19 protein-coding genes are annotated in these 20,232 nt (G+C 66.0%); 7 read left to right on the plus strand and 12 right to left on the minus strand.

All coding sequences use genetic code 11. The annotated features are described in order from the left end of the window. Positions 1–13: 13 nt before the first annotated feature. The 5 genes from G572_RS0103450 to G572_RS0103470 all read right to left on the minus strand — a co-directional run bounded on the left by G572_RS0103450 (position 14) and on the right by G572_RS0103470 (position 5,380). A complete protein-coding gene (locus G572_RS0103450; RefSeq protein WP_029057293.1) occupies positions 14–1,369 on the minus strand; it encodes an aminotransferase family protein in 1,356 nt (451 codons plus the stop codon). After that, complete coding sequence (locus tag G572_RS0103455) at positions 1,369–2,460, minus strand: ABC transporter ATP-binding protein (RefSeq protein WP_029057294.1); 1,092 nt, start codon at positions 2,458–2,460, stop codon at positions 1,369–1,371. The genes G572_RS0103450 and G572_RS0103455 overlap by 1 nt, the downstream gene beginning before the upstream one ends. 82 nt (positions 2,461–2,542) lie before the next feature. Then, positions 2,543–3,682, minus strand: coding sequence for an extracellular solute-binding protein (locus G572_RS0103460; RefSeq protein WP_029057295.1), 1,140 nt, complete (start codon positions 3,680–3,682; stop codon positions 2,543–2,545). Positions 3,683–3,728: 46 nt separating this feature from the next. Next, positions 3,729–4,514, minus strand: coding sequence for an ABC transporter permease (locus G572_RS0103465; protein ID WP_029057296.1), 786 nt, complete (start codon positions 4,512–4,514; stop codon positions 3,729–3,731). Continuing rightward, positions 4,514–5,380 carry an ABC transporter permease gene (locus tag G572_RS0103470; RefSeq protein WP_029057297.1) on the minus strand — a complete coding sequence of 289 codons (867 nt, stop codon included), beginning with the start codon at positions 5,378–5,380 and terminating at the stop codon, positions 4,514–4,516. The genes G572_RS0103465 and G572_RS0103470 overlap by 1 nt, the downstream gene beginning before the upstream one ends. Before the next feature lie 96 nt (positions 5,381–5,476). Here G572_RS0103470 and G572_RS0103475 point away from each other — a divergent pair, with 96 nt between their 5' ends. Next, positions 5,477–6,445: a LysR family transcriptional regulator gene (locus tag G572_RS0103475; protein WP_029057298.1), complete on the plus strand. Its 969-nt coding sequence runs from the start codon at positions 5,477–5,479 to the stop codon at positions 6,443–6,445. A gap of 257 nt (positions 6,446–6,702) precedes the next feature. Here G572_RS0103475 and lhpI read toward each other — a convergent pair whose 3' ends face one another. The 6 genes from lhpI to paaG form a co-directional block, all read right to left on the minus strand. Then, on the minus strand, positions 6,703–7,680 hold the full coding sequence (gene lhpI / locus G572_RS22300; protein WP_051241535.1) for a bifunctional Delta(1)-pyrroline-2-carboxylate/Delta(1)-piperideine-2-carboxylate reductase: 978 nt from the start codon (positions 7,678–7,680) through the stop codon (positions 6,703–6,705). A 144-nt stretch (positions 7,681–7,824) separates the two neighbouring features. After that, complete coding sequence (locus G572_RS0103485) at positions 7,825–8,394, minus strand: hypothetical protein (protein ID WP_029057299.1); 570 nt, start codon at positions 8,392–8,394, stop codon at positions 7,825–7,827. A gap of 230 nt (positions 8,395–8,624) precedes the next feature. Further along, the gene (locus G572_RS0103495) at positions 8,625–9,224 is read right to left on the minus strand and encodes a TetR/AcrR family transcriptional regulator (RefSeq protein WP_029057300.1); all 600 of its coding nucleotides are present in this window, start codon (positions 9,222–9,224) and stop codon (positions 8,625–8,627) included. Positions 9,225–9,299: 75 nt separating this feature from the next. After that, entirely contained in the window at positions 9,300–10,613 is a 1,314-nt protein-coding gene (paaK, locus tag G572_RS0103500) for a phenylacetate--CoA ligase PaaK (RefSeq protein WP_029057301.1), read from the minus strand. A 95-nt stretch (positions 10,614–10,708) separates the two neighbouring features. After that, on the minus strand, positions 10,709–11,173 hold the full coding sequence (gene paaI, locus G572_RS0103505) for a hydroxyphenylacetyl-CoA thioesterase PaaI (RefSeq protein ID WP_029057302.1): 465 nt from the start codon (positions 11,171–11,173) through the stop codon (positions 10,709–10,711). Further along, entirely contained in the window at positions 11,170–11,979 is an 810-nt protein-coding gene (gene paaG, locus G572_RS0103510) for a 2-(1,2-epoxy-1,2-dihydrophenyl)acetyl-CoA isomerase PaaG (RefSeq protein ID WP_029057303.1), read from the minus strand. The genes paaI and paaG overlap by 4 nt, the downstream gene beginning before the upstream one ends. A 342-nt stretch (positions 11,980–12,321) precedes the next feature. On the opposite strand from paaG, the gene paaN reads away from it, so the two are divergent. The 6 genes from paaN to G572_RS0103540 all read left to right on the plus strand — a co-directional run bounded on the left by paaN (position 12,322) and on the right by G572_RS0103540 (position 18,667). Continuing rightward, a complete protein-coding gene (paaN, locus tag G572_RS0103515) occupies positions 12,322–13,983 on the plus strand; it encodes a phenylacetic acid degradation protein PaaN (RefSeq protein WP_029057304.1) in 1,662 nt (553 codons plus the stop codon). A 109-nt stretch (positions 13,984–14,092) separates the two neighbouring features. Continuing rightward, positions 14,093–15,238 carry an ABC transporter substrate-binding protein gene (locus G572_RS0103520; protein WP_029057305.1) on the plus strand — a complete coding sequence of 382 codons (1,146 nt, stop codon included), beginning with the start codon at positions 14,093–14,095 and terminating at the stop codon, positions 15,236–15,238. A gap of 112 nt (positions 15,239–15,350) precedes the next feature. Then, entirely contained in the window at positions 15,351–16,223 is an 873-nt protein-coding gene (locus G572_RS0103525; RefSeq protein ID WP_029057306.1) for a branched-chain amino acid ABC transporter permease, read from the plus strand. Positions 16,224–16,225: 2 nt separating this feature from the next. Beyond that, positions 16,226–17,170, plus strand: coding sequence for a branched-chain amino acid ABC transporter permease (locus tag G572_RS0103530; RefSeq protein WP_029057307.1), 945 nt, complete (start codon positions 16,226–16,228; stop codon positions 17,168–17,170). Beyond that, positions 17,167–17,955 (plus strand): ABC transporter ATP-binding protein, encoded by a 789-nt coding sequence (locus tag G572_RS0103535; protein ID WP_029057308.1) that lies wholly within the window; start codon positions 17,167–17,169, stop codon positions 17,953–17,955. The genes G572_RS0103530 and G572_RS0103535 overlap by 4 nt, the downstream gene beginning before the upstream one ends. Then, entirely contained in the window at positions 17,942–18,667 is a 726-nt protein-coding gene (locus tag G572_RS0103540) for an ABC transporter ATP-binding protein (protein ID WP_029057309.1), read from the plus strand. The genes G572_RS0103535 and G572_RS0103540 overlap by 14 nt, the downstream gene beginning before the upstream one ends. Here the strand turns inward: G572_RS0103540 and G572_RS25310 are convergent. Continuing rightward, entirely contained in the window at positions 18,652–20,199 is a 1,548-nt protein-coding gene (locus G572_RS25310) for a diguanylate cyclase domain-containing protein (RefSeq protein ID WP_029057310.1), read from the minus strand. The genes G572_RS0103540 and G572_RS25310 overlap by 16 nt on opposite strands. Positions 20,200–20,232: the final 33 nt, after the last annotated feature.

Here is a 20,232-nt window from a genome sequence, read left to right on the forward strand (position 1 = left end):
CAGGCAAAATTCTTCAGGCGGCGCGGGGCAGATACGGTGCTGCGTCGGCAAGGAAGCGCTTCAGCGCCCGCTCAAGCCCCTCCATGATCTCGTCAACCTGTTCCGCCGTGGTGATCATCGGCGGACAGACGAGGAAGTGATCCCCTTCATAGCCGCCACGCGTGCGTCGCGAATAGAGGATCAGCCCCTCGTCATAGGCATGTTCCACGAGCTTGTCATGGGCGTTCAGCTCGCGGGGGAGCGGCGCGAGCGTGTCCTTGTCGCTGACCATCTCGAAGGCAAGCAGCAGCCCTTGCCCACGCACGTCGCCGATCAGCGGATGACGCCCCATCAGCTCGACCAACCGCGACTTCAGCAGCGCGCCGACACTTTGCGCATTCTGGCACAGCTTCTCCGCCTCGATTTCTTCCAGAACGGCAAGCCCGGCGGCGCAGGCCAGCGGATTGCCCGCATAGGTGAAGCCATGCAGAAAACCGCCGCCATCCAGCACCGGCTCGACAATGCGATCATGCGCCACCATCGCGCCGAGCGGCGCATAGCCGGCCGCAAACCCCTTCGACACCACCAGAATGTCCGGCGCGACGCCATAGTGCTCGGCGGCAAAGAAGCGCCCCGTGCGTCCGCCGCCGCACATCACCTCGTCATGGATCAGGAGCACGCCGTAGCGGTCGCAGATCTCGCGCACGCGTTGCATGTAGCCGGCGGGCGGCACCAGCGCGCCGGTCGAGGCGCCGCCGATCGGTTCCACCATGAAGGCGAGCACCGTCTCCGGCCCCTCCTCGCGGATGCGCGCTTCCAGCATGTCGGCATAGTGATGGCCGGTCGCCGGGTCGTTCGGGTCGAGGCCGTCAAGATAGGCGCGCGGCGCCGGGATTTTCGGCATCGGCCGCATCATCGGGTCGAAGGGCGCGGTCAACGGCGCATAGCCGGTGAGCGCCAGCGCCCCCAGCGTGCAGCCGTGATAGCTCGGCTGGCGCGAGATCACCTTGTATCGCTGCGCCGCGCCGGTCGCGATGGCATGTTGGCGGGCAAGCTTGATGGCGCTTTCCACCGCCTCCGAGCCGCCGGAGACGAAGAACACCTTCTCAAGCCCCTCCGGCGCGCGCTGCGCCGTCAGGCGGGCGAGATTTTCCGCAGGCTCGGTCTCGAAATGCAGCCGGTAGCCGAAGGTCGACTTCTCCATCTGGCGGCGCATCGCCTCCAGCACCCGCTCGTTGGAATGGCCGATGTTGCAGACCATCGCGCCCGACGATCCGTCGAGATAGCGCTTTCCGTCGACATCCCACATGTAGACGCCGCGCGCCCGGTCGAGCTGCGGACGTCGCCGCCGGCTCTGGTAGAACAGATGGCTCCTGGCCCGCTCGCTCATCACGCCGCCTCCGCCAGAATGGTGCAATCGCGCGGGCGCAGCCGTACGTCGACCGCCGCTCCTTCCGCAAAGGGGCTTCCGTCGATCATGTTGATGGCCTGAAGCTGCTCGTTGCCAACGCGCACGAAATAGCGCGCAGCCAGGCCCTGGTAATCGACCGTCTCGACCACGCCCGGCACGCTGACCTCTTCCTCGCCGACGGCACCCGCCGCGCCCGGCGCGACGATTGAGAGTTTTTCGGCACGCACCGCAAGCTTGACCGCGCCCGCTCCCGTGACATGCGGCGCGCGCTCGCGCGGCAGCACCAGCTTGCCGAAGGCGGAATTGTCGAGCGCGACAGTGGTCTGATCGGTGCCGGTGCAGATCGAGGGCAGAATATTGGAGGCGCCGAGAAAGCGCGCGACGAATTCCGTCGCCGGGGTCGTGTAGACGTCCTCCGGTGCGCCGACCTGCTCGACACGCCCGTTGCTCATCACGACGATCCGGTCGGAGAGCGCCAGGGCCTCGGCCTGGTCGTGCGTGACGAAGACGGTGGTGATGCCGATCTGGTGCTGGATGCGCTTCAGCTCCACGCGCATGTCCTCGCGCAGGTTGGCGTCGAGCGCCGACAGCGGCTCGTCGAGCAGCAGAACATCCGGCTCGATGACGATGGCGCGCGCCAGCGCAATGCGCTGCTGCTGCCCGCCGGAGAGCTGCTTGGGATAGCGGTCGCCGACATCGGGAAGCTGCACGAGATCCAGCGCCTTCTTCACGCGCACATCGCGCTCCGCCTTGTCGACACCGCGAAACTTCAGGCCGAAGGCGACATTTTCGGCAATCGTGCGATGGGGAAACAGCGCATAATTCTGGAAGACGAGCCCGAGATTACGCTTGTGGATCGGCACGTCGTTGATCCGGCGGCCGTTGATCTGGATGTCGCCCTCGCTCGGATCGAGAAGGCCTGCGATCATGCGCAAGGTGGTCGTCTTGCCGCAGCCAGACGGCCCCAGAAGACTGACGAACGCGCCTTCCGGGATCTCCAGCGACATCGGATGAACCGCCGTGAAGGCGCCGAAGCGTTTGACGATGTTTTGAAGCGTGACGGCGCCCACGGGCTCACTCCGGTCAGGGGTCTGGAAGATGTCGGCGCCGGCGGGTGCGAATGTCGCGCGGTCCCGCCGGCGCCGCTCAGGCTCAGTAGCCCTTCTGGATGCGGCCGAAGAGCTTCGACCACTCCTGCTCGTGGCCGTTCCAATAGGCCGGATCGGCGAAGGTCAGCCCGTCGAGCGTGCCGGACGGATCGAAGGCCGGCAGCGTCGGGATCTTCTTGCCCAGGTCCACCTTGGTCGGATCGAGCGCCGGCGGATAGTTCTGCCCTTCCGCCACGGCGATGGAGGTTTCCGGCGCCAGCATGAAGTTCAGGAGCTCCTCGCAAGCTTCCATCGGAGACCCTTTCATCACGAAGAGGCACTCCTGCCAGCCGAAGCCGTTGGGCGGATCCATGTAGCCGATGTCGTGGCCCTGCTCCTGCAGCGCAAAGACGCGGCCCGACCAGGCCTCGGTCACATAGATCTCCTCTTCCGCCAGAAGGCTCATCAGCTCGGCGCCGGAGTTCCAGTACTTCAGCAGCAGATCGCGGTGGGTGCGCAGCGCCTCCCAGATCGCTTCCATGTCGGTGGCGCCGTTCGGGTCCTGACCGGTCTGCAGCGAGGCGTACCAGATGCGCGTGCGCCAGTCGCTCCAGCCGGCGATCTTGCCCTTGAAGCGCGCGTCGAGAAGGATGTTCGCGCCCTTTTCCTTCATCTCCTCGTCGGAGATGTGCTTGCGATTGTAGGCAAGTCCGGTGGTGCCGTAGTCGTAGGGCACGCAGGACAGCGTTCCGCCGGTCACCTTGCGGAACACGTCGGTCAGCTTCGGGATCACATATTTCAGGTTCGGAATATTGTCTTCGTTGAGCGTCGATGACAGCCCGAGATTGTGATAGCGCGCATAGTCGAAGACGCCGGAGAGGTGAGCAATATTGTATTCGCCCGGCTGGCTGGCCTTGACCCGCGACAGATATTCGTCGCCGCCGCCGAAGGTGCCGTCGACCACGGTGATGCCGGTCTTTTCCGTGTAGGGGTCGAAGGCATGCTTGCGGAAGGCCTCCGAGACCACGCCGCCCCAACCGTCGAAACGCACCTCACCGGTCGCGGCCAGCGCGCCACGCGCAAACGGCGTCTGCACGCCATAGGCAAGCCCGGCGGCGCCGATCAGGCCGAGAAAGCTGCGGCGGTCGATCCCGCCATTCAGGTAGCGTTCGCGCAATCGCTCGTAACGTTTTGTATTGTCCATAACAATGTCCTCTCTGGAGTGCGGGTCTTGAGGTGCCAGCGCGGTTCTAGCCGCCGCGCTTGAGCGCCAGACGCCGGGCGATTGCAATGCCGGCAAGCGGCAGCCCGGCCGTCAGGAAAATCATCACCGTGCCGAGCGCATTGATCTCCGGAGAGATCGAATTGCGCAGCATGGCGAAGATCTGGGTGGGGACGGTCTCGACGCCGCCCGGCTTCCAGAACAGCGTGCCGGTGATGTCGTCGAAGCTGATCGTGAAGGCGAACAGCATGCCGGCGAAAACGGCCGGCGCGAGAAGCGGCAACGTCACCTGGAAGAAGGTCTGGATCGGGCTCGCGCCGAGGCTCATCGCCGCCTCCTCGACGTCGCGGCGGATGCCGACGAGACGGGCCTGCACCACCAGGATGACGAAGGGCAGCGTGAAGATGACATGGCCGGCCAGAAGCAGGGCGAAGCTCTTGTTGACCGACAGCGCGTTGAGGAAGAGCAGCAGCGCCACGGCAAGCACCACCTCCGGCACCAGGATCGGCGCGATCAGGAGCGTCGAGATCGCATTGCGCGCCGGCACGTTGTAGCGCACCAGCGCAAGGCTCGCGAGAACGCCGATGGTGGTCGAGATCACCGAGGTCAGCAGCCCGAGCACGATGGAGGTGCGAAAGGCGCGCAGGATCGCCTCGTTTTCCGCCAGTTCGACGAACCAGCGAAACGACACGCCGGTCATCGGGAAACTGCCGAACTGGCTGGCGTTGAAGCTCAAGAGCACAACCACCATGATCGGCAGGAACATGAAGAGATAGACCAGAACCGTCCATCCGCGCAGCAGGTGCCACCCCATCAACCAAGCCCCTTCATCAGTTGCCCCATGCCGAGGAAGTGGTTGTAAAGCAGCACCAGCGCGCCGAGCACGGCCAAAAGCATCAAGGAGAGCGCCGACCCGAGCGGCCAGTTGAGCTGGGTGATGATCGCCTCGAAGACAAGATTGGCGAACATCGCGTCCGTTGGTCCGCCGAGCACGATCGGCGTGATGTAGGTGCCCGCCCCCAGAACGAAGGCAAGCAGTCCGCCGGCGGCAAGCCCGGGCAGCGACAGCGGCAGCGTGACCTCCAGAAAGGTGCGCCAGCGCGTCGCCCCGAGCGAGCAGGCCGCATCCTCAAGCGTCGTGTCGATCCCGTCGAGACTGACGTAGATGTTGAGGATCATGAAGGGCAGCAGGAAATGCACCAGCCCCAGAACGACGCTCGCCTCGTTGTAGAGCATCTGGATCGGTTCGTCGGTGATGCCGACCCAGATCAGCGCGGAGTTGATCGCGCCCGACGCGCCCAGGATGTTGATCCAGGACATCGTGCGGATGATGTAGCTGATCCAGAACGGCAGCATCAGGAGGAGCAGAAGCACCGCCTTGTTGCCGCGCGAGCGCGCGATCACATAGGCCGCCGGATAGCCCATGACAGCGCAGACCAGCGTGGTGATCCCGGCGATCTTCAGCGTGTTGAGGAGAATGTCGCGATAAAAGGCGTCGGAGAGCGCCTCGCGCCAGTTGTCGAGGAAGAAACCGGCCTGATCCGCGCCGGTCGCCGTGCGCAGCCAGAACGAATAGACGACGATGAAAGCGAGCGGCACCAGAAGCAGCAGCGTCACCGCGACCATTGCGGGACTGAGCAGCAGATAGGGTTGCCGCGCCTCCCGCGCTTCAACCGTCATGAGCGGATTTCCCTCTCCCGTTTGTTGCGCGAAGGGTGGCACCCCCTCTATCATTGTTCAAATAGATAATCGCTATCTTGGAAATAGACACAGCCTATGATCGCCCGCTCCCCCGACCAGCCGCCCGAACGTCTCGCCCGCAATCTGGACTGGAATCTCCTGCGCACCTTTCTCGTTCTGGCTGAATCGGCCAGCATCACGGAAGCTGCGGACCAACTCGGGCTGAAACAGCCGTCGGTCTCCTCCGCGCTGAAGCGGCTGGAGGAGCAACTCGGCAAGCGGCTGATCGACCGCTCGCCCGGGCGCTTCCGGCTGACGGCGGCCGGAACGCTGCTCCAGCGCGAGGTCATCGACATTCACGGCGCGGTTCTCCGGCTCGGCACCTTGATGCGCGAGGTCGCCAACGAGGTGCGCGGCCACGTGCGCATTGCCATGGCAAGTCATGTTGTCTGCCCTGTCTTCGACGAAGCGCTGACGGCGTTTCACACCGCCCACCCGCACGCGACGCTCTCCATCGACATTTCCGCCAGCAAGGACGGGCTGGCCGCCGTCATGTCGCGGCGTGCCTCGCTCGGCGTCTGCCTCGTGCACGACAAGAGCCCGCGGCTCGAGTACCGGCGGCTTTATCGCGAGTTCTTCGGACTGTTCTGCGGCCCCGGCCATCCGCTGTTCGGCCGCACCGGGCTGACCAAGGCCGATCTCGGCGGCCATTCCTCGGTCAGTTTCGTCACCGACCGGATGAGCGACGCGCTGCGGCCCGTCACCCTGATGCGCGCCGACGCACGGCTGGAGGATCGCATCGTCGGCACCTCGGCCCATCTGGAAGAGGTTCGGCGCATGATCATCGCCGGCCTCGGCATCGGCCCGCTGCCGATCCACGTGATGCGCCGCGACATCGAGGACGGGCTCTTGTGGCAACTGCCGCCCTATGACGACATGCCGGCGATCGACGTGCATGTGGTGTGGAACCCGAAGGCGGCGATGAACCGGGCCGAGACCGCCCTGCTGGACGAGCTGCTCAGACGCATCGAGGCTACGCCGATCGAGGCGCGGACCTATATCTGACGCGCGCACATCGGCGGTTGACGGCAGGTTTCCGGCGAGATTGCGGCAACGACAATATCGACAAGTTCTGCGCTAAAAATTGCGAAACTTGAGGCCGAAACAAGCCGGGTTGATGCAAATTGCGCGGACCGGACGCGGACGCCGGCCCATCCCGCTCGCGGGGAAATCCCGGCTCCGCGCGCGGGGACAAAAGGCGCGGCGGCTGACCGCCTTTGCCAAGGTGTTGTCCCCGCAGGCCGCGCCCCGTATCCCCGCTCTCACATCAAGGGCAGCTTGCGCTCGGGCTTGTCGGCAGCGGACGCCGTTTCATAAGCGAGGATCGCGCCGGCGAGATCCTCAAGCGCCGCCCCGACGGACTTGAACAGCGTGATGTCATCCGGCTCGCGCAGCACCGGGGTCACGGCGCGGGTGAGTTCGAAGAGATCGCCCTCCACCGCGTCTTCGGTGAGCGCACCGGATTCAAGCGCCTGCACGATGTCGCCGCCTTCCTTGAGCGCCCCGGCGCGCGTGTCGACGAAGACGCGGGCCCGCGACACGGCCGCATCGTCTGTCTCGCGCATCGTCGGCTTGAAGGCACCGACCAGATCCACATGACAGCCGGCCGGCAGCCATTCACCAAGAATGAGCGGCGTTTCGGACAGTGTTGCGGCGGTCACGATGTCGGCCGAGCCAACCGCGTCTTCCAGATCGTCCGTCGGGGTCGCGAAAATGCCGACCGTTTCGGAAATCTCTTCCGCAACGCTTGCCGCCTTCTCCGGATTGCGACCCCACACGCTAATGCGCGACAGCGGCCGCACGGTTGCATGGGCCGCCGCCAGATTGACCGACAGCCGGCCCGTTCCGACAACGACGAGATGGCGCGCGTCGGCGCGCGCCAGATAGTCGGCCGCCAGCGCGGAGGCCGCCGCCGTGCGCCGCGCGGTCAGTTCGCCGCCATCGACCAGGGCGCGCAGCTCACCGGTCTTCGCGTCGGAGAGCATGTAGCTTGCCATCACCGCCGGCAGGCCGCGGTCGCTGTTTCCCGGCACCACGGTGGCCAGCTTGACGCCGAGATAGCGGCCCGGAACCCAGGCCGGCATCAAGAGCAGGGTTCCGCTCGTCTCGCCCGGCACCTCGAAATCGTGATGGTGGCGCACCGGCATCTCGCAGCCGTCGCGAAACATCGTTCGAAGCGCTTCGATCAGGTCCCGCCAGTCGAGCGCGTCCCTTGTGGCTTGCGGGTCGAGTTGCAGCATGATGTGGGTCCCCCTGGCGATTTTCGATGCGCATGCCGGGCGCGGACGATTCGCGGCACCCCGACGGGCGCGATCATGACGGCCCGTCCCGGGGAGGTCCAGAGGCGGCCCTGAAGCGCGGCCGCCCCCCTGCCGGGCGCTGCGTCAACCACCGCAGAACGGCCAGATCCAGGTGAGTCCGTCGAAGACGGCAAGCGTGCGCGCCGCGCGCGCTTCCGGCGTGCGCATCGACAGAAGCAGCGCCATGGCACCCTGCGCGAGGATCATGTCCTCATACAGGCGACTGTCCTCGCGGATACCGATCCGGGTCGTCCAGTCGGCAAACCCCGCCGCCGTGCGCTGGACGGTTTCCGATGCGGCATCGCCGAACCAGCGGCCATCGGCGCGCAACAGGAATGCGGGAACCTCGCGTTGCGCTGTCGCAAACCCCGCGTCCGGCGTTTGACCGTAGGCCTGCCGCCAGGCATCGAGCGCACGCCGCCGCCAGGCCCCGCGCTCGTAGCCGAAGGGCCCGGTATAGCCCAAACGAAGGTCGAGCAACGTTCCCGAAAGGCCGCGCATGCGGAAAAACAGCGCACGGTCCTCGACAAACCGCCCGGACAGGACAGGATCAAGATCCGGAATGGCTCTGGCACTGGTGGGACGTACCGCAACCGACGCGCCGACCGTGGTGGCGAGCGCAATCGTCCCAAGCAGATGCCGTCGTGTCAGCATGAACGCCCCTTGTGATCCCGCCGCACAAGGATGATGGATGCGGCTTCGTCTGGCGCTGCCCGGCTGGCGACGGCTTCGGCCCGGCCGGCGAAAGGGCCGACCGGCGCAACCGCAACGGCGGCAACCGGCATGACCGCCCGGGGCATTGCGATCAGACGACGCAATCATAGGTCGCTGGATTTCAGAACACAATCACGGAAAAACGCCCTGCGAAACCCCGGCGTCGACCGTCAGGTCGCAAGGCTGCGCGCCCCGTCGAGAATGAGCCGGGTTGCAATTTCGGCATAGTCCTCGCGGCTGACGGGACCGCCGTCGCGGAACCAGAGATAGTGCCAGTTGACCATGCCGAACAGGCTCATGGTGACGGGTTTCAGAAGATGGGATCCGTTGCCAAGTTCGGGAACGGCCTGCGTCAGCGCGGATGCGAAAAGCTTGACCAGGGCGCGTTCGCGCTCCTTCAGGTCTTCCTGCTGCTCGGGCGGAAGCCGCTTCATTTCGTTGATCTGGATCTTGTGTTCCGCGTTGGCGTCGCGATAGGCGTCGAGCAGTGCACCGACATAGCCAAGAAGCCGTGCCTCGCCGGAGGCCGTTTCGGGCGCCGCCTCCTCCACCGCCGCGATCAATTCGTCGAGGTGGTCGCGGATGATGTCGAAGAGCAGCGCGTCCTTGTTGTCGTAGTAATGATAGACGAGCGCCTTGGAGACGCCGCAGCCCTTGGCGATCTGGTTCATCGAGGCGCGGTCGTAGCCGTGCTCGGCGAACAGCTCCGCCGAGGTCTTCAGGATCGCCTTGCGCTTGTCGTCGTAATCGTCCGCGCGCGGCCGCGCCATGTCTCTCTCCGTTGCTCGCGCGGCGACTGCGATGCCGCCGCCGCGCCGTTTGCCGACCAGTTGGCGTGCGAACGCCTAGGCTTCCTTCGGGCGGTTGTCGATAACCCGTTTCGCCTTGCCCATCGAGCGTTCCAGCGCATCCGGGTCGGCGACATGGATGCGGGCGCTGACGCCGATCACGTTTTTCAGGTGGGCGCGCAACTCCGCCGCGGCGGACGCCCGGTGCGCATCGTCGGCATGGGAGGCAAGCGCCTCGACGTGGACGGTCATTTCGTCCATCCGCCCGGTGCGTGTCAATTCCACCTGATAATGCGGCGACAGGCCTTCGACGCGAAAGAGCTGTTCCTCGATCTGGGTGGGAAACACGTTGACGCCGCGCACGATCATCATGTCGTCGGAGCGACCCGTCACCTTTTCCATCCGCCGCATCGAGCGCGCCGTTCCCGGCAAAAGCCGCGTCAGGTCGCGGGTGCGGTAGCGGATCACCGGCATCGCCTCCTTGGTGAGCGAGGTGAAGACCAGTTCGCCGACCTCGCCGTCGGGCAGCACCTCTCCCGTCTCCGGATCGATGATCTCGGGATAGAAATGATCCTCCCAGATGTGCAGCCCGTCCTTCGTCTCCACGCATTCGTTGGCGACCCCCGGCCCCATCACCTCCGACAGGCCGTAGATGTCGACGGCATGCATGTCGAAGGCCTCTTCGATCTCCTCGCGCATGGCGTTGGTCCAAGGTTCCGCCCCGAAAACGCCAAGCTTCAGCGACGAGGAGCGCGGATCGATCCCACGCGCCTTGTACTCGTCCAGGATCGCCAGCATGTAGGAGGGCGTCACCATGATGACTTCCGGCCTGAAGTCCTCGATCAGCGTCACCTGGCGTTCGGTCATGCCGCCGGAAATCGGCACCACGGTCATGCCCAGTTCCTCCGCACCGTAGTGCGCGCCCAAACCGCCGGTGAAGAGGCCGTAGCCATAGGCGACGTGACAGATCATCCCCTTGCGCGCGCCGGCGGCGCGCAAAGAGCGCGCGACCACGCTCGACCATGTCTTGATGTCGTTTCGCGTATAGCCGACCACCGTCGGCTTGCCGGTGGTGCCCGAGGAGGCATGCACCCGCACCACCTCCTCGCGCGGCACCGCAAACAGGCCGAAGGGGTAGTTGTCGCGCAGGGTCTGCTTGGCGGTGAAGGGAAATTTCGCGAGATCCGCCAGCGTCTCGAGATCGTCGGGATGAACACCCGCTGCATCGAAACTCTTGCGGTAATGCGCCACGTTTTCATAGGCGTGACGCACGGACCACTTCAGGCGCTCAAGTTGAAGCGCGGAAATCTCGTCCCGGGATGCGGTCTCGATGGGATCGAGATCGCCGGGCTTGGGCGATAGGTCGTGCATGGATGTCCTCCCGACGTATTCACTTTGATCTTGAGGCGGCCGCAGGCGGCCGGAAAAACGCAAAACGGACTCCTCAACCCGTCTTGCCGATGAACTCAGGCCGTGTCTGTCTCCGGAATGAGCGTGCCGCGGATCGTGCGCGAGTTGCCGCGAAACTCGGCGATCGTCTCGCCATCCGCATTGGTCACCGTCACGTCGGTGATGCCGGAGCGCCCCTCGCGCCAGCGCTCGTGTGCGGTCGCGACGAGGCGCTCGCCGAGCTTGCCCGGCCGCAGGAAGGTCACCGCGCAATGGCTTGCGACCGTCGACTGGTTGTGGCTGTTGCAGGCGAAGGCGAAGGCGCTGTCGGCGAGCGTGAAGACGAAGCCGCCGTGACAGATGCCATGGCCGTTGACCATCTCCTCGCGCACGCTCATGGCGATCACCGCGCGGCCCGGGCCGACCTCGACGATCTCCATGCCGAGCCCCCGGCTGGCCTTGTCGTCGGCCCACATGGCGTCGGCGCAGGCCCGCGCGAGCGCGGTCGGATCGAGACCCTCGGCGGATACGGGCGCGCTCATGATGCCTCTCCGTCGGGATCCTTGCCGGTGAAGACCGGCGGACGCTTGGCCATGAAGGCGGCCACGCCCTCGCGGTAGTCCGGCGAGCGGCCGGCACGGCCCTGAAGATCGCGCTCCAGATCGAGCTGCGCGTCGAGCGTGTTGTCGGTCGCGGCCTCCATCGCCTGCTTGATCAGCCCGAGGCCGAAGGTCGGCGCTTCGGCGAGCGAGCCCGCAAGCTTGCGCGCTTCCGTCATCAGGTCGGCATCGGGCACCGCCTTCCAGATCATGCCCCAGTCTTCGGCCTGTCTTGCCGGCACGGGCGTTGCCAGCATGGCAAGCGCCTTGGCGCGCGCCAGTCCGACAAGCTGCGGCAGCGACCAGGTGCCGCCGGAATCGGGAACGAGGCCGATCTTCGAAAACGCTTGGATGAACTTGGCGCTCTCGCCGGCCAGCACGATGTCGCAGGCCAGTGCGATATTGGCGCCGGCCCCGGCCGCGACACCGTTGACGGCGCAGACGACGGGCTTCGGCAGGGCCTTCAGCCGGCGGATCAGCGGATTGTAGTTGGCCTCGATGGTCTGGGTGAGGTCCGGCGGCGTGCCGTCGTCGGAGGCGACCCGGTCGCCAAGGTCCTGACCGGCGCAAAAGCCGCGCCCCGCCCCGGTCAGCAGCAGTGCCCGCACCTCCGCGTCGGTCTCGGCAATGTCCAGCGCGTTCCGCAGCTCGGCATGCATCGCCTCGTTGAAGGAGTTGAGCTTGTCCGGCCGGTTCAGCGTGACGACCAGCACGCCCCCGTCCCGCTCGACGAGAACCGGCGCATCCATCGCCCCCTCGCCCGTCTGTCCCTCGTTCATGTGGCCTCCCTTGCCTGCCTCTCCCGTGGCGCCGCACCGTCCTTCAGCCGGCACGCTTGTGCGTCGAAAGATCGGGAGCGGAACGGTCGCTTGTCATTTTTCACTTGACTGACCAACCGGTCGGTTAATTATTATGATCGTCAATCGGGCGCTGTCAATCACGGGCAGCACCAACATTCGAACCCCGGCGGCGGCGGCGCAGGATGCGCGGCGACAGACCGGGACGGCGCGCCCTCAGGGCATGTCCGACCATCGCGATCAGTACGGATCGCAAGCCGGGCAGTCTTGCGCGCAACCAGAAGGGAGAGAGGCATGGCCGCGTTTTTCGACAGGCACAAGGACACGCTGGACAAGGCGGTTGCGGCGATCCACGCCCGTGGCTTCTTCTCCGCCTATCCGGAGATGCCGTCGGGCAAGGTCTATGGCGAGACCGCCAAGGACGATGGCGAGGCCGCCTTCAAGGCGTTGATCGGAAAGGCCTTCGACCTCGACCAACCGACAGCCGGCGGGTCCGTCGGCCATGAAGTCAGCCCCTACGGCCTCGACCTGGCGATTTCCTATCCAAAGGCGGAGGCCGACACGCTCGTTGCCGCCGCCAAGGTGGCGATGGCCGGCTGGGCATCGGCAAGCGTCGAGGCGCGGATGGGCGTGTGCCTGGAGATCCTGGCGCGCATCAATGCCCAGAGCTTTCTCTTCGCCAATGCGGTGATGCACACCTCCGGTCAGGCCTTCATGATGGCGTTTCAGGCCGGTGGCCCGCACGCGCAGGACCGCGGGCTGGAAGCGCTTGCCTATGCCTATGACGAGATGTCGAAGGTGCCGGGCAACGTGCGCTGGGAAAAGCCGCAAGGCCCCAAGGACCCGATCGTTCTGGACAAGACATTCCGCCTGATCCCGCGCGGCGTGGCGCTCGCCATCGGCTGCGCCACCTTCCCGACGTGGAACACCTACCCGGGCCTCTTCGCCAGCCTCGCGACCGGCAACGCCGTGATCGTCAAGCCGCATCCGGGCGCGATCCTGCCGCTGGCGCTGACCGTGAAAATCGGCCGCGAGGTCCTCACGGAGGCCGGTTTCGATCCGAACGTGCTGCTTCTGGCCGCAGACGATGCGGATGCGCCGATCACCAAGGATCTGGTGACGCACAGGGACATCGCCATCGTCGACTTCACCGGCTCGCCCGCCTTCGGCAAATGGGTGCGCGAGAATGCGCGCGACAAGCTCGTCTACACCGAGGAGGCCGGCGTCAATTCCATCGTCGTGACCGGCACCGACAACCTGCGCGGGCTGGCCGGCAATGTCGCCTTCTCGCTGGCGCTCTATTCGGGGCAGATGTGCACCGCGCCGCAAAACGTCTACATCCCGCGCGGCGGCATCGAGACCGACGACGGTCACAAGTCCTTCGACGAGGTGGCCGAGGCGATCAGGATCGCCATGGACAAGCTGCTCGGCGATCCGCAGCGTGCCGCCGGCGTTCTCGGCGCGGTCCAGAATCCCGCCACCATCGAGCGCGTCGCCAAGGCAAGGTCGCTCGGTCGGGTGGTGCGCGAGAGCACAGCCGTCGAGGGCATGGACGGCGCGCGCACGGCGACACCGCTGATCCTCGCCGTCGATGCCAGGGACGAAGACGCCTATCTGGAAGAGCGTTTCGGACCGATCAGCTTCGTCATCGCCACGGACGACGCGAGCGACGCGATCGCGCGTGCCGCCAACTCGGCCCGCGCCAAGGGCGCGATCACGGCAGCGCTTTATGCGACCGACGAGGCCGTGATCGACCGGGCCGCGGACGCTTTTGCGGAGGCCGGTGTCGGCCTCTCCGTCAATCTGACCGGCGGCGTCTTCGTCAACCAGAACGCCGCCTTCTCCGACTACCACGTTACGGGCGCGAACCCGGCCGGCAATGCCTGTCTGTGCGACAGCGCATTCGTTGCCAATCGCTTCCGCGTGGCAACCGTGCGCCGCCCGGTCGCGGCGTAACGGTCTTCGCGCGTCCGGGGGGGACGCGGCACAGGGACGACCGATGTTTTGAAAGCGTGAAAACAACACCTGGCCTCAAGGCCGAATCTGGGAGGAAACCATGACCAACATGAAAACATGCCTCGGGGGCGCTGCCCTTCTGGCCGGTGCGGCGATGTTCGCCGGCACCGCAACCGCCGCCGAGACGATCAAGATCGGCGCCTCGCTCGCCGTGACCGGCCCCGCGTCCTTCCTGGGCGATCCGGAAGCCAAGACGCTGGAACTCTACGTCGACCAGATCAACAAGGACGGCGGCGTCAACGGCAAAGAGCTGGAACTGATCGTCTATGACGACGGCGGCAACGCCAACAAGGCGCGCACCTTCGCGACCCGCCTCGTCGAGGACGACGGCATCGTCGCCATGGTCGGCGGCTCCACCACGGGTGCGACGATGGCGATGGTTCCGGTGTTCGAGGACGCCGGCATTCCCTTCATCTCGCTCGCCGGCGCCGTGGTGATCATCGATCCGGTCAAGGAATTCATCTTCAAGACGCCGCACACCGACCGCATGGCCTGCGAGAAGATCTTCACCGACATGAAGGCCCGCGGCATCGCCAGGATCGGCATGATTTCGGGCACCGGCGGCTTCGGCAAGTCGATGCGCAGCCAGTGCCTCGACGTGGTCGGCAACTACGGCATCGAGATCGTCGCGGACGAGACCTACGGGCCGAAGGATTCCGACATGACGCCGCAGCTGACCAACATCAAGTCGGCGGACGGCCTGCAGGCCGTGATCAACCCGGGCTTCGGCCAGGGGCCGGCCATCGTCACCCGCAATTACAGCCAGCTCGGGTTCGACGTGCCGCTCTACCAGAGCCACGGCGTCGCCTCCAAGTCGTTCATCGATCTCGCCGGAGATTCGGCGGAAGGCGTGCGCCTGCCGGCCTCCGCCCTTCTGGTGGCCGAAAAGCTTCCCGACAGCGACCCGCAGAAGGCCGTCGTCACCGGCTACAAGAGCACCTATGAGGACGCGACCGGCCAGCCGGTCTCGACTTTCGGCGGTCATGCCTATGACGGGCTGATGATCCTCGTCGAAGCGATGAAGCGCGCAGGCTCCGAAGATCCCGCCGCGATCCGCGACGAGATCGAAAAGACCTCCGATTTCATGGGCACCGCCGGCGTCGTCAACATGTCCGCCGACGATCACCTCGGTCTCGACCTGTCCGCCTTCCGCATGCTGGAAATCAGGGACGGCGACTGGTCCCTGGTCGAATAACGCGCAAAACCGCACTCCCCCGCCGCGCTCCTGAAGCGCGGCGGGTCCTCACCTCTCGCATCGTGACGGCGCTTCTTGAGCGCGCGCACCCCTGACGTGGCGGCGGAGATCCATGCCCGAATTCCTGCAATTCAGTGTATCCGGCCTGACGGTCGGCGCGGTCTACGCGCTGGTCGCGCTCGGCTTCACCATCATCTACAACGCCTCCGACGTGGTGAATTTCGCGCAAGGCGAATTCGTCATGATCGGCGGCATGGCAACCGTGTTCCTCACCGCCGCCGGGATCCCCCTTCCCGTGGCCGCGCTCATGGCCATCGCCGCCGCCATGGCGGTCGGACTGGCGCTGCACCGGCTCGCGATCGAGCCGGCGCGCGGCGCCTCGCCCGTCACCTTGATCATCATCACCATCGGCGCGTCGATCTTCCTGCGCGGCCTCGGCCAGGTCGTCTTCGACAAGCAGTTTCACTCGCTGCCGTCGTTTTCCGGCGATACGCCGATCCGGTTCGGCGGCGCCGCCATCCTGCCGCAAAGCTTCTGGGTGCTCGCCGGTGCCGGCATCATCGTCCTGGCGCTGTGGGCCTTCTTCAACCGCACGCTGCTCGGCAAGGCGGTGCTCGCCACCGCCGCCAACCGCCTCGCGGCAAGGCTCGTCGGCATCAACACCTCCTTCGTCGTCGGCTTTTCCTTCGTCGTCTCCGCCGCCATCGGCGCGATTGCCGGCATTCTGGTGACCCCGATCACGCTGACGAGCTACGACATCGGCACGCTGCTGGCGCTCAAGGGCTTCGCCGCCGCCATGCTCGGCGGCATGGGCAATCCGCTCGGCGCCATCGTCGGCGGACTGGCCGTCGGCCTGCTGGAGGCCTTCGGCGCCGGCTATCTCTCCTCCACCTACAAGGATGCCATCGCCTTCATCGTCATCCTCGGCGTGCTTTTCGTCATGCCCGGCGGCCTGTTCGGTCGCGCCAGCGTGGAGCGCGTGTGACCATGCCGGCCCTCCTCTCTCATCGTCTCGCCGTTCCCCTCGTCATCGCCCTCGTGGTCGTGGCGCTCTCCTTCGCCCTGCCCTCGAACTTCTACCTGCGCGTCGCAGCACTTGTGTGGATCTCCGCACTTGCCGTGATCGGGCTGAACCTCCTGATGGGCTATGCCGGTCAGGTGAGCCTGGGACACGCCGGCTTCTTCGGCCTCGGCGCCTATGCGGTCGCCGTGCTGCCGGCACAATTCGCGCTGCATCCGCTCCTCGCCGCCCTTGTCGGCGCGGTGATCTGCGGGCTGATCGCCTTTGTCGTCGGACGGCCGATCCTGAAGCTCAAGGGCCATTATCTCGCCGTCGCAACGCTCGGCTTCGGCATTCTGATCGCCATGGCGATCTCCAACGAGGCCTGGCTGACCGGCGGGCCGGACGGGATGCCGGTCAGCCGCATGACGCTGTTCGGCTGGCGCGCACGCGGCGCGGAGACCTGGTACTGGATCACCGGCGGATTGCTGGTCGTCGGCGCATGGATCGCGGTCAACCTGGTGGCAAGCCCCACGGGCCGCGCGCTGCGGGCCTTGCACGATTCCGAAGTCGCCGCACGCGTCGCCGGCATCGATGTCGCCCGCTACAAGGTCCGCGTTTTCGTGATTTCCGCCGTCTATGCCTCCGTCGCGGGCTCGGCGCTGGCGCTGGTCAACGGCTTCGTCACGCCGGAAACGGCGAACTTCATGCATTCCATCGAGCTGGTGACCATGGTGGTCGTGGGCGGCATGGGCTCGATCCTCGGATCGGTCGCGGGTGCTGCGATCCTCGTCGTGCTGCCGCAGGTTCTCACCGCCTTCCACGAATACGAGCACATGCTGCTCGGCCTGATGATGATGGTGATCATGATCGTGCTGCGGTCGGGCATCGTGCCGAGCCTTGCCGCGCTGATCCAGCGGAGGCGCAAATGAGCATCCTCGCAGTCCAGGACATCGGCATCGCCTTCGGCGGCGTACGCGCCGTCGACAATGTGTCCTTTACCGCCGAGACGGGACAGGTCTTTTCGATCATCGGCCCCAACGGCGCGGGAAAGACCACGCTGTTCAACCTGGTCTCCGGCGTCTATCGGCCGAAGACCGGCCAGGTGCGGCTCGACGGCGCCGAGGTAACGACGCTGGAGCCGAACCGCCTCGCCGAGCGCGGGTTGTCGCGCACCTTCCAGAACCTCCAGGTGTTCTTTCGCATGAGCGCGCGGGAAAACGTCATGGTCGGCCGTCACCTGAAGGAGAAACGCGGCCTGCTCGCCCATCTCCTCGCACTGCCCTCGACGCTTGCCCAGAACCGCGAGAGCGCGGAAATCGCCGACACGTTGCTGGCACGCGTCGGACTGGCGGATTACGCCGACACGCCGGCCTCCTCCATGCCCTATGGCGCCTTGAAGCGTCTGGAAATCGCCCGTGCGCTCGCAGCCGATCCCAAGGTGCTGCTGCTCGACGAGCCGGCCGCCGGCTGCAACCCGGTGGAAACGGAAGAGATCGAACGGCTGATCCGCACCATTGCCGACGACGGCGTCGCCGTGGTGCTTGTGGAACACGACATGAAGCTCGTCATGCGCATTTCCGACCGGGTGCTGGTGCTCGACCAGGGCCGCGTGCTGGCGGAAGGCCCCGGCGCGGAGATCCGCTCCAACCCCAAGGTGATCGAAGCCTATCTGGGAACCCATGGAACGCGGGAGGCAAACCTTGCTCTCGACTGAAGCCCCCCTCCTCTCCGTCGCGGACCTCACCTCCGCCTATGGGCGCATCGAGGCGCTGCACGGGTTGTCGCTGCATGTCGGCGCGCGTGAGATCGTCGCGCTCGTCGGCGGCAACGGCGCCGGCAAGACCACGCTTCTGCGCGCGCTTTCGGGCGTCCAACCGGTCACCGGCGGGCGCGTCTCCTTCGAAGGCACGGACATCACCCGCGCCAGCCCGCATGCGCGCGTGCGCGCCGGCATCGCCCAGGTGCCGGAAGGGCGGCAGATCTTCACGCCGCTGACGATCGAGGACAATTTGCGCCTGGGCGCCTATCTGCGCAAGGACAAGGACATCGCCGACGATCTGGAGCGGGTCTATGCGCTCTTCCCGGTGCTCAAGGAACGCCGGCGCAATCCGGCCGGCGGCCTGTCGGGCGGCCAGCAGCAGATGCTCGCCATCGGCCGCGCGATGATGAGCCGGCCCAAGCTGCTGCTGCTCGACGAGCCGTCCATGGGCCTTGCGCCGGTTCTCGTCGACCAGGTGTTCGAGATCATCGCCCGGCTGCGCGACACCGACGACGTGACGATCTTCCTGGTGGAGCAAAACGCCTTCGCCGCGCTGTCGATTGCCGACCGGGGCTATGTCATCGAGACCGGCGACATCGCCATGAGCGGTCCGGGCAAGGAACTGCTCTCCGACGACCGGGTGCGCGAGGCCTATCTCGGCGTGTGAGGCGCGACCCGCGCCGCGATCCGCTCGTCGGACGGCAGATCCCCGGCCCCCGCCTCGTCTGCCCCTTGATCTTGCGAAAGATAGGCGCGCCCGCGCCCGTCTTCCTTGGCGCGGTAGAGCGCCTCGTCGGCGCTGCGGATCACCGATTTTGCGGTTCGCGCATCCTCCGGCCACCAGGCAACGCCGATGCTCGCGCCCACGCTCGCGCGTCCGCCCTCGATGGGGATTTCGGCGCAGATGCTCTCCACGATACCGTCGCACAGGAGACGTACGGCATCTCGCCCTAGCCCCTCGTGCAGCAGGACGATGAATTCGTCGCCGCCCACCCGCGCGGCAATGCCTCGCCCCTCGACAATGGCCAGGATCCGGGACGCAACGGTGCGCAGCACCTGGTCGCCTGCCGAATGGCCGTAGGTGTCGTTCACGGCCTTGAAGCGGTCGAGATCGATGCAGAGCACGGCACAGCGGTCCTGTTCGCCCCGGCTCAGGATCTCTTCCAGCAGACGGTCGAAGTAAAGCCTGTTCGGCAAGCCGGTCAGCGCATCGTGATGGGCGAGGAAGCGGTTGCGCGCCTCGCTTTTTTGCATGCGCTGCAGAGCCCGGCCGTAAAGCACAGCCACCGCACCGAGCGACAGCATTGCCAGGGCGACCACGCCGGCGAGAACCGGAAGCGCCTGGCTCCAGATCACGGTTGAGGGATGCGACAGCGTCCAGGAGGCGTAGAGGGCATCGGCATCCGCCTTGCGGCTGACCCGCAGGGCCCCGGCCCCTTCCGGCACCCGGTCGCCCGACGTGACGGCGAAGTCCTGCAGCCCGAGTTTCGCGCCCGCCGTCTCCATCATCGCCGAGGTCAGTGGCTTCAGCGTCAGGAGCACATTCGGCTGCCCGTCGGGCAGCGTCTCATCGTCGTCGGGAACGATCGCCTGCGCGACGATCATGTTGACGTCGCCGTCGACCATCCGGAAATCGGACACATAGATCGGCACCGGGGAGCGCACCGGATGCGCCAGGATCGTGAACCGTTCCCCGCGCGGCAGCCGTTTGGCCATATAGACCTCCCGGGCGGCGGCGATCAGGTCAAAGGCCAGGTCGACGTGTCTTTGCGCTTCCGCCACCGCGAGAATGTCGTCCTCAAACACCATCACGCGCGGGGCATCGTCCGGTCCGATCACGATGGTGGTCTGGATGCCGAAATCGTCCCACAGCCAGTCCGCCATTTCCTCGCGGACGAACTCCCAGTCGATGCGCGACATCAGTGCACGCACCGCCTCGTCCCAATGCGAGATCTGCGACTGGTCCCGGGCCAGGATTTCCGTCTGACGGGCCACCTCGTTGCGCACGAGGTTCTGCTCGTCGGCAGCGCGCACCTCGTCGGCGATCCCGCCGGCCCGCGTCAGCACATGCGCATTCGACACGACGAAAGCGATCACCACCGCCGCACAGATCAGATAGATCCCCACGGCAATATTGCTCTCCCGCATCTTCAACCAGCGCGCCATCAACCGTCCCTTTTCATTGTTCGTCAGCACCATGGCGGATACTGTTGAATCTTCAACTAAACGTTA

The sequence above is a fragment of the Stappia stellulata DSM 5886 genome (assembly GCF_000423705.1).
In the GTDB taxonomy this organism is placed as follows: Bacteria; Pseudomonadota; Alphaproteobacteria; order Rhizobiales; family Stappiaceae; genus Stappia; species Stappia stellulata.